The organism is Nocardioides sp. SYSU D00038, assembly GCF_016924665.1.
Lineage (GTDB): Bacteria > Actinomycetota > Actinomycetes > Propionibacteriales > Nocardioidaceae > Nocardioides.
The window spans coordinates 49618-63016 of the sequence record NZ_JAFFJT010000018.1; the positions used below are offsets into that span (position 1 = coordinate 49618).

A 13399-nucleotide genomic window follows, 5' to 3' on the forward strand; every position below is an offset into this window, starting at 1 on the left:
GGTCGTGGCGGAGGTCGACGGGCTCACCGCCGAGTGGCTCTCGGAGGCACTGGGTGCGCGGGTCGACGCCGTCCGGTGGGAGCCGGTCGGCACCGGCCAGATCGGCAGCGTCTTCCGCGGCCACCTCGCCGGCCACGCGGTGCCGCCGACGCTGCTCGCCAAGCTGCCCTCGCCCGACCCCGCCACCCGCGAGCTGCTCGCCGGCGCCTACCGCGGCGAGGTGCGCTTCTACGCCGACCTCGCCCCCACCGTGGCGGTGCGGGTGCCGGCTTGCTACTACGCGGTGGCCGCCGCCGAGGGCGGCGACTTCACGCTGCTGCTCGAGGACCTCGCACCCCGGCGGCAGGGCGACCAGGTCGCCGGCTGCGGCGTCGAGCCGCTCCGTGACGCCGTGGTCAACCTCGCCGGACTGCACGGACCTCGCTGGTGCGACCCCACCCTGCTCGACGTCGAGGGACTCTCCCTCAGCGGGCCCGACGACGCGGCGATGCTCGCCGACCTCTACGGCCCCACCGTCGACCTGTTCGTCGACGGCCGCGAGCACCTGCTCGCCGACGAGGACGTCGCCACCCTGCGCGACTGCGTCGAGGTGACCGCGGCCTGGGTGCTGGGCCGGGCCGAGCGGTTCGGGCTGGTGCACGGCGACTACCGGCTCGACAACCTGATGTTCCCGCCCGCCGGACACGACGTGGTCGCCGTCGACTGGCAGACCCTGTCGCTGGCGCTCCCGGCGCGCGACCTGGCCTACGTCGTCGCCACCAGCCTCGAGCCGGCCACCCGGCGCGCCCACGAGCGGTCGCTGGTGGCGTCGTACCACCGGGCGCTGGTGGACCACGGCGTCACCGGCTACGACGGCGACACCTGCTGGGACGACTACCGCTGGTCGCTGCTCCAAGGCCCGCTGGTCGCGGTGTTCGGCTGCGCCTACGGCGCCCGCACCGAGCGCGGGGACCGGATGTTCGCGGCGATGGTCACCCGCTCGTGCGCCGCGATCCGCGACCTGGGGGTGCTCGACGACCCCTCGCTCGGTCTACGCTGACGGCATGGACGTCACCGAGGCCCCGCGCGCCGGTCACGAGTCGCTGGTCGAGCGGGTGCGTGGCTGGTTCCTGTCGATGCCGCTGGCCGGGCGGGTGGCGGTCGCGGCGATCCTGCTCGCCACCCTGGTGCTCGTCGTCGTGCAGGTGCTGCTCGGCCTCGACGTCCTGGCCTCGTCGTCCCTGTGCGGCGCCGACGGCAGCTGCGCGCGGGAGTCGGAGGTCGGCGGCGCCTCCTGGTGACGTGCCGCTCGCTGGTTGAGGAGGGACGAAGTCCTGTCGCGAAACCCGGTGAGCCGAGCGCCCTCCCTTGCTCGGGACTCGGGTCGCCCCGGTGCTGACTCGGGGCGCCCGCGCGCCTAGCAGGCCGACGCTCACTGTCAAGGATCCCCTGCGGCGCCTTCGGCGTCCTTGACCGCGAGCCTCGGTCCGCCTGCTGGTACGGCGCACTGCCGGCACTCGCAAGCTCGCGCCGCCAGCCTGCGCGGGCGCTCGTCCCATCGTTGGTTGAGGAAGGCGTGCAACGCCTGTCTCGAAACCCGGTGAGCCGGCAGCCCTCCGGCAACCACGGCGGGCGGCCCAGGTTTCGCCGAGCCGTCGTTAATTGACGCCGGGTCGGCGCAAGCCGGCGACAACAAGCGCCGGGTCGGCGATACCTGCGCCCGCATCCGTTGGGGACGGGAGGGTGTTCGGCCGGCGGAGGATTCGAGAACGTCGGCAGCGCGACTTCCTCAACCAGGGGTGGGCACGGTGGGCGCTGGTTGAGGTGCGAGGAGCGCTAGCGACGAGCCTCGAAACCAAGCGCTCAAGAACCTAGGTAACGATCGGGTCACAACCGCGAATCCCGTTGTGGACAACGCGAAAACCAGCCGGGGACTGTCGGTGGTCGGTGCTTGAGTAGAACACATGACAAGCCCGCACACCACCCGCTACCGGCACCGCGTCACGCGTGCCGTCGGTGAGGCGCGTGGTGTGCTCGACGACGTCCGCGACCTGCCGCTGTGGAGCATGGACGCCGCCGAGACCGGCCATGCCCTGACCGAGATCGCCAAGCTCAAGAGCCAGGTCGCCGCTCTCGAGCTCCGGCTCGCCAAGCACGCCCAGACCCAGCATCTCGAGGCCGCCTCCGGCGCCACCAGCACCGCGGCGTGGCTCGCGGTGGCCACCCACGCGACCCGCCGGGACGCGTCGCGAACGATGCGGCTGGCCGAGCAGCTCGACACCATGCCGATCGTGGCGCGGGCCCTGGCCCGCGGCGAGCTGCTGCTGGAGCAGGCCGAGGTCATCGCGCGGGCGATCGACAAGCTCCCCGACGACCTCGACCCCGACACCCGCGGCGACGCCGAGCACCACCTCGTGGAGCTCGCGCAGCACCACGACGCCCGCGACATCACGATCTTCGGCAACCGCATCCTCGACGTCGTCGCACCCGAGGTCGGTGAAGCGCACGAGGCCGCCGCGCTTGCGAAGGAGGAGCGCGAGGCCGAGGCGAAGTGCAAGCTCACGATGCTCGACGACGGCGAGGGCAGCACACACGGCCGGTTCGTGGTCCCGACGATGCATGCCGAGGCGCTCAGGAAGGCGCTCTTCGCGCACGCCGCGCTAACCCACGAGAAGGTCACGTCGCAGTCGCTGGGCCAGGCGTTCTGCGACTACATCCTCAAGTACCCAGCAGACGTGCTGCCTCAGCGCGGCGGCGTCAACGCCACCGTGGTGGTCACGATCCCGCTGGCGGTGCTGGAGGGCCGGCTCGCGGCGTGCGAGCTCGACACCGGCACCCGGATCAGCCCCGGCGCCGCCCGCAGGCTCGCCTGCGAAGCCGGACTCATCCCCGCGGTCTTGGACGGGCAGTCGCAGGTCCTCGACCTCGGCCGCACCCGACGACTCTTCTCGACCGGTCAGCGGATCGCACTGGGCTTGCAGCAGAGGACCTGTCGAAGTGAGGGCTGCGACCGGCCGGCGTCGACCTGCGAGGCCCACCACCGAGTCCGCTGGACCGACGGCGGCAGGACCGACCTCCGCGACGGCGTCCTCCTCTGCCCCTCACACCACCAGCGAGCACACGACCCGACGTACCAGACCACCTACCTACCGACCGGGAAGGTTCGGTTCCACAGGCGGAACTGAGCCACCCGAGCAACCTGAAGTCCTCTCGGACCGCAACCCGCCGCCCACTGGACCGCGTGCGCCGGTGGTTGGATGACGCGCATGACGACTGACGAGCAGGTCCGGGTCGAGGCACGCGACGGCGTGCAGGTCATCACGATCAACCGTCCCGACCAGCGCAACGCGCTCAACGGCGCCGTGGCCCACGCGATCGCGGCCGCGGTCGACGAGCTCGACGCCGACGACGACCTGCGGGTCGGCGTGCTGACCGGCGCCGGCGGCACCTTCAGCGCCGGCATGGACCTCAAGGCGTTCCTCGCCGGCGACGTGCCGCTGGTCGAGGGCCGCGGGCTCGGCGGCATCACCCAGCGGCCGCCGGCCAAGCCGCTCATCGGCGCGGTCGAGGGGCACGCGGTCGCCGGCGGCTTCGAGCTGCTGCTCGCCTGCGACCTCGTCGTCGCCGCCGAGACCGCGAGGCTCGGCGTACCCGAGGTGAAGCGGGCGCTGGTCGCCGGTGCCGGCGCGGCGCTGTTCCTGCCTCGACGCATCCCGCAGGCCGTGGCGCTCGAGCTGTTGCTCACCGGCGACCCGATCACCGCCCGTCGGGCCGCGGAGCTGGGGCTGGTCAACCGGGTCACGGCCGAGGGCGGGGCGCTCGGCGGGGCGCTGGAGCTCGCCGCCCGGATCGCCGCCAACGGCCCGCTCGCCGTCCGCGTCACCAAGCAGCTGGCGCGCTCGGCCGGCGACTGGACGACCGAGCAGGCGTGGGAGGAGCAGGCTGCGCTGGTAGCCCCGGTGTTCGGCTCCGAGGACGCGATCGAGGGCGCGACGGCGTTCGCCGAGAAGCGCCCGCCGGTCTGGAAGGGCCGCTGAGCCTCAGGCGACCCAGTCGCTCCAGCCGGTGCTGAGGTAGTCGACGAACGCCGGCCCGACCCGCTCGGCCGCGAGGTGGTCGCGGGTCACCGGCTGGGCGCACGCCACGAACGCCGGGTCGGCCAGGGCCCGCCGCGGGAAGTCGTGGTGGAGGATCGCGCCGGAGCCGATGAGCGCGAAGTCGGCGCCGTGGTCGAGGCACCACTGCGCGTCGGCGGCCGAGAGCACCTTGCCGGCCACGCCGAGCCGGGTCTCCCCGCGGGGCAGCTCTGTGAAGTGCTCGATGAGGAGGCCGTCGTGCTCCTCCTCGTAGGGCGTCTTGAACGCGTCCCACAGCGACATGTCGAGGTAGTCGAGCCAGCCCGACGTCATCAGGTCGGCTGCGACCGTCTTGGCCTCGGCGAGCAGGATCCCCTGCCGCTCGGGCGTCAGCCGCAGGCCGAGCTGGAAGTCGGGACCGGTGGCGGCGCGGATCTCGCGCACCACCTCGGTGACGAAGCGGGCCCGGGCGGCGAGCTCGCCGCCCCAGCCGTCGGTGCGCTGGTTGTGCCGGTGGTCGAGGAACTCGCCCACGAGGTAGCCGTGGGCGCCGTGCACCTCGACTCCGTCGAAGCCGGCCCGCTCGGCGCGCACCGCCGCGGCCACGAAGTCCGCCACGGCCTGCTCGACCTCGCCGGTGCTGAGCGCGCGGGCCGTTCCCTCGACCGCCCACGGCGCCACCCGGCCGGTGCCGCTGGCGGCGGGGTCGGCGCGCAGGCCGCCGTGGTGGAGCTGCACCGCGGAGCGGCTGCCGGCCGCGCGCAGCTCGGTGGCGAGCCGCTCGAGACCCGGGAGCATCGCGTCGTCGTGGATGCCGAGCTGGCCGGTCCAGGCCTTGCCCGCCGGCGCGACGTACGCCGCCGCGGTCATCGTCAGCCCGAAGCCGCCCTCGGCCCGGGCCACCAGCCAGCGGATCTCGTCGTCCGACAGCGTCCCGTCGGGGTGGCTCTGCTTGTTGGTCAGCGGCGCCAGCGCGAACCGGTTGTCGAGCGGGGCGCCGTGGGCGAGCGGGAGCTGGTCGGCGATCGTGGTCACGACGGGTTCAAGCGAGCGGTCGCTCGGCTTGTTCCCCGGTGTCGGTGCTCGCCGTCACCATGGCGCCGTGGACGGCACCTGGGAGTTCGAGGCGGAGATCTGGCTGGCCGACGGCGGCAGCTGGGCGTTCGTCACCCTGCCGCCCGAGGTCGACGACGACGTCCGGCTGCTCAGCGGCCCGCCCACCGGCTTCGGCTCGGTGCGGGTCGAGGTCACGCTGGGTGGGTCGACCTGGCGGACGTCGGTGTTCCCGGACAAGCGCCGCGGCTTCGTGCTGCCGCTCAAGAAAGCAGTGCGCCGCGCCGAGTCCCTCGAGATCGGGGACTCGACGCGGCTGCGACTGTCGTTGCTGTGAGGGTCAGCCGACCTTCATCACCTGGGTGCCGCCGGCGAACTTGTCGTGCCAGCCCTGGCGCTTGACCGTGTCCTGCTGGATGTTCACGGCGATCAGCACCTCGGCCACGAGCGCGGCGAGGCCGGCGAGGGCCGCCTGTGCGCCGATCGGGACGATGTAGGCGAGCGGGAAGGCGTTCCAGATGTTGCGCTTCACCGACTGCTCCACCGTCGGGTGCGAGGTGCCGTCGGGGCCGTAGACCTTCAGCTTCATGATCTGCTTGCCGAAGGTGGCGCCCTGCGAGGTCTCCAGGAAGACCTGGTAGCCCATGAACAGCACGGTGCCGACCACGCCGGTGAAGAGGCCGTAGAGGAACAGCTCACCGGTGGAGTAGATGAAGCCGTTCAGGAAGATGCCGCTGAAGATCGCGGTCAGGATGCCGAACGGGATGCCGACGATCACGCTGTCGATCAGCCGGGCCAGGAAGCGGTCGAGCAGCTCCGCGGGCCGCGGCACGCCCGCGACGGGCGCGGCCGCCGGCGGCGGGGTGGCCGGGGCGGGCGGGGGCGGCGGTACGGCGCCGCCCGCAGGTGGCGGGGTCGGGTCCCCGGCGGGCGGGGGAGGCGGGGTCTCGGTCATCGTGTGCTCCTCGTGCGGATGTGCAGCCGCTATCGGCCTTGTCTGCTGCGGATCGGTGCTGTCCGCGACGGCAGCAACCTAGCGGTCGGTGGCCACGGCGGACAGGGCCCACACGGGCCATTCCCCAGCCACGTGGGACGCGCGGGAGGGTCAGGTGGTTGCAGCGTGGCGCTCCGGTTCGACGACTGAGCAACGAGTGAAGGACTTCGTTCTTCCTCAACCAGCGCGGCCGGGACGGCGTACGTCCTCGACCACCTGTTGACGCGCGGGACAGGATGGACGCATGAGCCGCAAGCCGCCGGTCGACGACATCGACGAGGCCGACCTGCGGGTCGGGGAGCCCAAGGAGGCCGCGGCCGGCCCGGCGGCGGTCGCGGTGAGCCTGAAGCGCGCCGTGGAGCAGATGGGCGTACGGCGGACGGCCTCCACCCTGAGCAGGCTCAACCAGGCCGACGGCTTCGACTGCCAGGGCTGTGGCTGGCCCGACCCCGACCCGGGTGACCGGGCGGCCGCGGAGTTCTGCGAGAACGGTGCCAAGGCCGTCACCGAGGAGGCGACGCTGCGCACCATCGGCGCCGAGTTCTTCGCCGCCCACCCGGTGGCCGAGCTGGCGCAGCGCACCGACTACTGGTTGGGCCAGCAGGGCCGGATCGTGGAGCCGATGGTGCTGCGCCCGGGCGCCACCCACTACGCACCGATCGGCTGGGACGAGGCGTTCGACCTCGTCGCCGGCCACCTCACCGGTCTCGACGACCCCGACCGCGCGGTGTTCTACACCTCGGGCAAGACCTCCAACGAGGCCGCCTTCGCCTACCAGCTCTTCGTCCGCGCGTACGGCACCAACAACCTGCCCGACTGCTCGAACATGTGCCACGAGTCGACGTCCGTGGCCCTCGCCGAGGTGATCGGCATCGGCAAGGGCTCGGTGACGCTGCACGACCTCCACGAGGCCGAGCTGATCGTGATCGCGGGGCAGAACCCCGGCACCAACCACCCGCGGATGCTCACCGCGCTCGAGGTGGCCAAGCGCAACGGCGCCCGGATCATCTCCGTCAACCCGCTGCGCGAGGCCGGGCTGGTGCGCTTCCGCAACCCCCAGAAGCCCCGCGGCGTCGTCGGCACCGGCACCGAGCTCGCCGACCTGCACCTGCCGATCCGGCTCAACGGCGACCTGGCGCTGTTCCAGGCGATCGGCGCGCTGCTGCTGGAGTGGGACGCCGTCGACCACGACTTCGTGGAGCAGCACACCACCGGGTTCGAGCGGTACGCCGAGCACGCCCGCAACCTCGACTGGGACGTCGTCCTCGCCTCGACCGGGCTGAGCCGGGAGCAGATCGAGGAGGCCGCGGCGATGTTCCGCGAGTCCGGCCGCACGGTGACCTGCTGGGCGATGGGGATCACCCAGCACCGCAACGCGGTCGCGACCGTCAAGGAGATCGCCAACGTCGCGTTCCTGCAGGGCAGCATCGGGCGGCCCGGCGCCGGGCTGTGCCCGGTGCGCGGCCACTCCAACGTGCAGGGCGACCGCACGATGGGCATCTGGGAGCGGCCGCCCGCGCACTTCCTCGACCGGCTGCGCGACGAGTTCGGCTTCGACCCGCCGCGCGAGCACGGCCTCGACTCGGTCGCCGCCATCACCGCCCTCCACGAGGGGCGCGCCAAGGTGTTCGTCGGCCTCGGGGGCAACTTCGTCGCCGCCGCACCGGACACCGCGACCACCGAGGAGGCCATGCGCCGCGCCGACCTCACCGTCCACGTGTCCACCAAGCTCAACCGCTCGCACGTCGTGCACGGCCGCCAGGCGCTGATCCTCCCGGCGCTCGGGCGCAGCGAGCGCGACCGCACCGGCGGCCGCGACCAGCGGGTCACGGTCGAGGACTCGATGTCGGCGGTGCACGCCTCGCGCGGTCCGCTCGAGCCGGCCTCGCCCCACCTGCGCTCGGAGGTGGACATCGTGTGCTCGCTGGCGATCGCCACCCTCGGCGACCGGCACCGCATCCCCTGGGCCGCGATGCGCGACGACTACGCCGAGATCCGGGCCCGGATCGCGCGCGTGGTGCCCGGCTGCGCGGCGTACGACGAGAAGGTCGACCGCCCCGGCGGGTTCACCCTGCCCCACCCGCCGCGCGACAGCCGGACCTTCCCCACCGAGAGCGGCTCGGCGGTCTTCACCGTCAGCCCCACCGAGGTGCTGCACGTGCCCGAGGGCCACCTGCTGCTGCAGACGCTGCGCTCACACGACCAGTTCAACACCACGATCTACGGGCTCGACGACCGCTACCGCGGCGTCTCGGGCGGGCGGCGGGTGGTGTTCGTCCACCCCGACGACGTCGCCGCGCTCGGCCTCTCCGACGGCGCGCACGTCGACCTGGTCAGCGTCTGGGAGGACGGCTCGACCCGGCGCGCGCCCCGGTTCCGGGTGGTGCCCTACGACCAGCCGCGGGGCTGCGCCGCGGCGTACTACCCCGAGACCAACCCGCTGGTGGCGCTCGGCTCGACCGCCGAGGGCTCCAACACCCCCACCTACAAGTCGGTGGTGGTGCGGCTCGAGCCCGCGCGCGGAGGCGTGGAGGCCCACCCCAGCGACGCCGGCGAGGTGGTGCCCCCGGGGCGCGGCGACGAGGACAAGCGGCAGGTCGACCCCGACCAGCTCGGGTGAGCGGCACACTGGTGGGGTGAGCAACCCCGACCGCGACCCCGACGAGCTGACCTGCACCGCCGCCGGCGCGGCGGGGGTCGAGGTGATGACGCCCCGCGAGGTGCCGCTCGGCGGCCCCCGGGCGATGTCGGTGCGCCGCACCCTGCCCCAGCGGCAGCGCTCGCTCGTCGGCGCGTGGTGCTTCGTCGACCACTACGGGCCCGACCCGGTCGCCGAGAGCGGCGGCATGCGGGTGCCGCCGCACCCCCACACCGGGCTGCAGACGGTGAGCTGGCTGTTCACCGGCGAGATCGAGCACCGCGACAGCGCCGGCCACCACGCGATGGTCCGGCCCGGCGAGGTGAACCTGATGACCGCGGGCCACGGGATCAGCCACTCCGAGGTCTCCACCGCGGCCACCACCACGCTGCACGGCGCCCAGCTGTGGGTGGCGCTCCCCGACGCAGCCCGCGACACCGCGCCGGCGTTCACCCACCACGCGCCCGACCCGGTGAGCGGTGACGGCTGGGAGGCCCGGGTCTTCCTCGGCAGCCTGCTCGGCGTGACCTCGCCGGTGCCGGCGTTCAGCCCGCTGGTCGGCGCCGAGCTGCTGCTCGAGCCCGGCACCGTGCTCGAGCTCGACGTCGACCCGGAGTTCGAGCACGGCGTGCTCGTCGACGCCGGGGCGATCTCGCTCGCCGGCGTCGCGGTCGCGCCGCACGAGCTGGCCTTCCAGCCCGCCGGCTCCTCGACCCTGGTCGTGCACGCCGGCCCCGACCCGGTGCGGCTGCTGGTGCTCGGCGGGGAGCCGTTCGCCGAGCCGATCGTCATGTGGTGGAACTTCGTCGGCCGCAGCCACGACGAGATCGCCGGCTTCCGCGAGGAGTGGCAGGCCCAGCTCGGCCCCGACGGTCTGCGTGACGGCCGCTTCGGCGTCCCCGTCGACGACCCGCTGCCGCCGTTGCCCGCGCCCGCCCTCCCCAACGCCCGCCTCCGGGAGCGGGGCGCGCCGCGGTAGTCCCTGGCGTTCCCGGGGTCGTCAGCCGGTGCGGACCCCGAAAACGTCAGGGACTATCCCCCGCCGGGGGGCCGGCTGTCGGCGCGGCACGACAGGATGGCCGGCATGGGACCCGTGATCGGTGACGACGGAGTCGCCCGCTGCCCGTGGGCAGGCGGGCCGGGCGTGATGCGCGACTACCACGACCAGGAGTGGGGGCTTCCGGTCCGGGGGGAGGCCGCCCACCTCGAACGGCTGACCCTGGAGGCGTTCCAGTCCGGGCTGTCGTGGTCGACCATCCTCAACAAGCGGCCAGCCTTCCGCGAGGTGTTCCACGACTTCGACGCCGAACGGGTCGCGGCGTTCACCGAGGCCGACCAGGCCCGGCTGATGGCCGAGCCCCGGATCGTGCGCAACCGCGCCAAGATCGCCGCGGCCGTCACCAACGCCCGGGCCACGGTGGCGCTCCGCGACGCCGAGGGGCTCGAGGCGCTGGTCGCCGCCCACGCCCCGGACGTGCCGCCCGCCCCGGCGACCACCGAGGAGCAGACGACCACGTCGCCGGAGTCGCTGGCGCTGTCGAAGGCGCTGAAGAAGCGCGGCTTCGTCTTCGTCGGACCCACCACGATGTACGCGCTCATGGAGGCCATCGGCGTCTTCGACCCCCACCTCGTGGGCTGCCACCGGCGCGGCGCGACTCGCTGAAACCCCCGTGCGCTCCCCGGCCTGCCCCTAGGGTTGCCGCACCGGGCGACGACGACAGCGAGGTGGTCATGCCAGGCGCTGGCCAGGGGAGGCGTGCGGGCGGTCCCCGCCGCCACCGCGACGCGCTCCTCGCGGTCGTCGCGGCGGTCGTGGCCTTCACCGCCTCCTGGGGGCTGGGGCTGGCCGAGGGCTACGACGACTGGGCCTCCGAGCACGACCACGAGCTGCTCGACGCGCTCGCGTTCGGCCTCGTCGTGCTGCTGCTCGGCCTCTCGCTGGCCGGCTGGCGGCGCGGCCTCCGCGCCCGCGACGACGCGGAACGGGCCGCGGCCACCGACCGCGCCCTCAGCGAGACCGCCGAGCGCTACCGCTCGCTGTTCGACTACCACCCCCACGGCGTGTTCACCGTCGACCTCGAAGGCCGCTTCGGCAGCGCCAACCCCGCCTGCGAGCGGATCAGCGGCTGGACCACCGAGGAGCTCGAGGGCACGCCGTTCCTCGAGCTGCTCCGCGAGGAGGACCGGGGGCCGGTGCTGGAGCTGTTCGGCGCGCTGCTCGACCGACGGCCCCAGCAGTTCGAGGCCTCGATCCTGCACCGCTCCGGCCGGCCGGTGCCGCTGAGCCTCACCGGGCTCCCGATCGTCGTCGACGACGAGGTGGTGGGCGTCTACGGCATCGCCGAGGACATCTCGCAGCGCGCCCAGATGCAGGCCCGGCTCGCCGACGCCCGGGTCACCGCCGAGCGCGCCACCGAGGCGAAGTCGCGGTTCCTGGCCACGATGAGCCACGAGATCCGCACCCCGCTCACCAGCGTGCTGGCCTCCCTGGAGCTGCTCCGCGAGACCGAGCTCGACGACGAGCAGCGCGAGCTGACCCGGATCATGGACCGCTCCGGCGTCCGGCTGCTCCGCCTGGTCGACGACATCCTCGACTACTCCCGGCTGGAGGCCGGGGCGGTCGCGCCGGAGGCGGTGCCGTTCGCCGTCCGCGACCTCCTCGACGAGACCACCGTGCTGCTGCGCCCCCAGGCCGAGCGCAAGGGCGTGGTGGTGAGCGCGGTGGCCGACCCGGACCTGCCGGCGCCCGTCGTCGGCGACGTCACCCGGATCCTGCAGGTGCTCACCAACCTCGCCGGCAACTCGGTGAAGTTCACCGACGAGGGCTGGGTGCGCCTCTCCGCCGACCTCCAGTCTCGGCGCGGCGACGTGGCCGAGGTGCTGTTCAAGGTCGTCGACTCGGGCATGGGGCTCGGCGAGGACGTCGACGCCACCGAGATCTTCGACTCCTTCACCCAGGGCGACCCCAGCGTGCCGCGCCGGTTCGGCGGCACCGGCCTGGGCCTGGCCATCGCCAAGGAGGCCGTCACCCTGATGGGCGGCTCGATCTGGGCCGAGGCGCACGCCCACGGCCGCGGCGCGACGTTCTCGTTCCAGCTGCCGCTGCGGGTGACGCCCGATCGGCGCGCGACCGGCTGAGGGCCGATGCCCTACCGTGCCTGCATGGACGACGCCCCCGCGCAGCCCGGACGGCCGGCCCACCACGAGCCGCGACAGCGCGTGCACGCCTTCGGCGACGACGCCCTCGGCACCCACGACGCCGTGGGCCTGGTCGAGGCCATCCAGTCCGGCGCGGTCTCGATCCCCGAGGTCGTCGAGGCGGCCATCGCCCGGGTCGAGCAGGTCGACCCCGTGCTCAACGCGATGGCCCACCGCGCCTACGACCGGGCGCGCACCGAGGCCAGCGACCCGCGCGGGGGCTGGTTCGCGGGCGTGCCGACCCTGGTCAAGGACAACGTCGACGTGCGGGGCATGCCGACCCGCAACGGCAGCGACGCCTACGTCGCCGCACCGAGCCGGGCCGACGGCGACTTCGCCCGGATGTACCTCGCGACCGGGCTGCTGCCGCTGGGCAAGTCGCAGCTCTCCGAGTACGGCTTCTCGGCCGCCGCCGAGCACCCGCGGCTCGGCCCGGTGCGCAGTCCGTGGCACACCGCGCACGTGGCCGGTGCGTCGTCGTCCGGCTCGGCCGCGCTGGTGGCCGCGGGCGCGGTGCCGATCGCCCACGCCAACGACGGCGGCGGCTCCATCCGGATCCCCGCCTCGGTCAACGGCCTGGTCGGGCTCAAGCCGACCCGCGACCGGCTGGCGCAGGACAAGCTGATGCGGGACATGCCGATCCGGATCGTCTCCGACGGCGTCGTGACCCGCTCGGTGCGGGACACCGCGGCGTTCCTGCGCGAGGCCGAGAAGGTCTACCGCGCCCTCTCGCTCCCGCCCGTCGGCGACATCACCCGGCCGGGCCGGGCGCGGCTGCGGATCGGCGTCCAGACCGACAGCGTGCAGGGCCGCCGGGCCTCCGCCGAGGTCACCGAGCTCACCCTCAAGACCGCCGCGCTGCTCGAGGAGCTCGGCCACCGCGTCGAGCCGGTCCGTGCGCCGGTGCCGGAAGGCTTCCCGCAGCTCTTCGTGCGCTACTGGGCCCTGCTCGCGTTCTTCATCGTCCGCACCGGCCGCCGCACCTACGGCCCGAGCTGGGACCCCGGCCGCCTCGACAACCTCACCCTCGGCCTGGCCCGCCACGCCGGGCGCAACCTGCACCGGATGCCGGCCACCATCGCCCGGCTGCGCCTGGCCGCCCGCGCCTCGACCCGCTTCTTCTCGCGGTACGACGTCGTGCTCACCCCGACGCTGGCCCACGAGACCCCGCGGGTCGGGCACCTCGACCCGACCCAGGACTACGACACGATCATGGAGCGGCTGATGGAGTGGGTGCAGTTCACGCCGATCCAGAACGTGACCGGTGAGCCGGCCATCAGCCTGCCCCTCGCGACCACCGCCGCGGGGCTGCCCCAGGGCATGATGCTGGGGGCCGCGCGGGGGCGCGAGGCGACCCTCCTGGAGCTCGCCTACGAGCTCGAGGAAGCGGCGCCGTTCGCCTCGATCCGCGCCTGAACCGAGCCCGTGGGGGCCGATTTCTGCATCGGGCCGACCCGTGTG

General features: G+C 73.7%; 12 protein-coding genes. 10 read left to right on the forward strand and 2 right to left on the reverse strand.

What is annotated here, in order from left to right; genetic code table 11:
• Positions 1–4 precede the first annotated feature (4 nt).
• The 4 genes from JT721_RS11430 (at position 5) to JT721_RS11445 (ending at position 4016) form a co-directional block, all read left to right on the forward strand.
• Positions 5–1039, forward strand: a complete 1035-nt coding sequence (locus JT721_RS11430; protein WP_205473272.1) for a phosphotransferase — start codon at positions 5–7, stop codon at positions 1037–1039.
• Between the two features lie 4 nt (positions 1040–1043).
• Positions 1044–1280 (forward strand): hypothetical protein, encoded by a 237-nt coding sequence (locus tag JT721_RS11435; protein ID WP_205473273.1) that lies wholly within the window; start codon positions 1044–1046, stop codon positions 1278–1280.
• 663 nt (positions 1281–1943) lie between these two features.
• Entirely contained in the window at positions 1944–3164 is a 1221-nt protein-coding gene (locus JT721_RS11440) for an HNH endonuclease signature motif containing protein (protein ID WP_205473274.1), read from the forward strand.
• 81 nt (positions 3165–3245) lie between these two features.
• Complete coding sequence (locus tag JT721_RS11445) at positions 3246–4016, forward strand: crotonase/enoyl-CoA hydratase family protein (protein ID WP_205473275.1); 771 nt, start codon at positions 3246–3248, stop codon at positions 4014–4016.
• A gap of 3 nt (positions 4017–4019) precedes the next feature.
• On the opposite strand, the gene JT721_RS11450 is transcribed toward JT721_RS11445, so the two are convergent.
• Positions 4020–5090 (reverse strand): NADH:flavin oxidoreductase, encoded by a 1071-nt coding sequence (locus JT721_RS11450; protein ID WP_205473276.1) that lies wholly within the window; start codon positions 5088–5090, stop codon positions 4020–4022.
• 67 nt (positions 5091–5157) lie between these two features.
• On the opposite strand from JT721_RS11450, the gene JT721_RS11455 reads away from it, so the two are divergent.
• On the forward strand, positions 5158–5445 hold the full coding sequence (locus JT721_RS11455; protein WP_307828005.1) for a DUF1905 domain-containing protein: 288 nt from the start codon (positions 5158–5160) through the stop codon (positions 5443–5445).
• Between the two features lie 3 nt (positions 5446–5448).
• Here JT721_RS11455 and JT721_RS11460 read toward each other — a convergent pair whose 3' ends face one another.
• Positions 5449–6063 carry an RDD family protein gene (locus tag JT721_RS11460; protein ID WP_205473278.1) on the reverse strand — a complete coding sequence of 205 codons (615 nt, stop codon included), beginning with the start codon at positions 6061–6063 and terminating at the stop codon, positions 5449–5451.
• A 283-nt stretch (positions 6064–6346) separates the two neighbouring features.
• Between JT721_RS11460 and JT721_RS11465 the strand changes: the two genes are divergently transcribed.
• The 5 genes from JT721_RS11465 to JT721_RS11485 all read left to right on the forward strand — a co-directional run bounded on the left by JT721_RS11465 (position 6347) and on the right by JT721_RS11485 (position 13354).
• Positions 6347–8722: an FdhF/YdeP family oxidoreductase gene (locus JT721_RS11465; protein ID WP_205473279.1), complete on the forward strand. Its 2376-nt coding sequence runs from the start codon at positions 6347–6349 to the stop codon at positions 8720–8722.
• 16 nt (positions 8723–8738) lie between these two features.
• Positions 8739–9719 (forward strand): pirin family protein, encoded by a 981-nt coding sequence (locus JT721_RS11470; protein ID WP_307828006.1) that lies wholly within the window; start codon positions 8739–8741, stop codon positions 9717–9719.
• A 105-nt stretch (positions 9720–9824) separates the two neighbouring features.
• On the forward strand, positions 9825–10403 hold the full coding sequence (locus JT721_RS11475) for a DNA-3-methyladenine glycosylase I (protein ID WP_205473280.1): 579 nt from the start codon (positions 9825–9827) through the stop codon (positions 10401–10403).
• Positions 10404–10471: 68 nt separating this feature from the next.
• The gene (locus JT721_RS11480; RefSeq protein WP_205473281.1) at positions 10472–11878 is read left to right on the forward strand and encodes a PAS domain-containing hybrid sensor histidine kinase/response regulator; all 1407 of its coding nucleotides are present in this window, start codon (positions 10472–10474) and stop codon (positions 11876–11878) included.
• Positions 11879–11902: 24 nt separating this feature from the next.
• Positions 11903–13354 (forward strand): amidase, encoded by a 1452-nt coding sequence (locus JT721_RS11485; protein WP_205473282.1) that lies wholly within the window; start codon positions 11903–11905, stop codon positions 13352–13354.
• Positions 13355–13399: the final 45 nt, after the last annotated feature.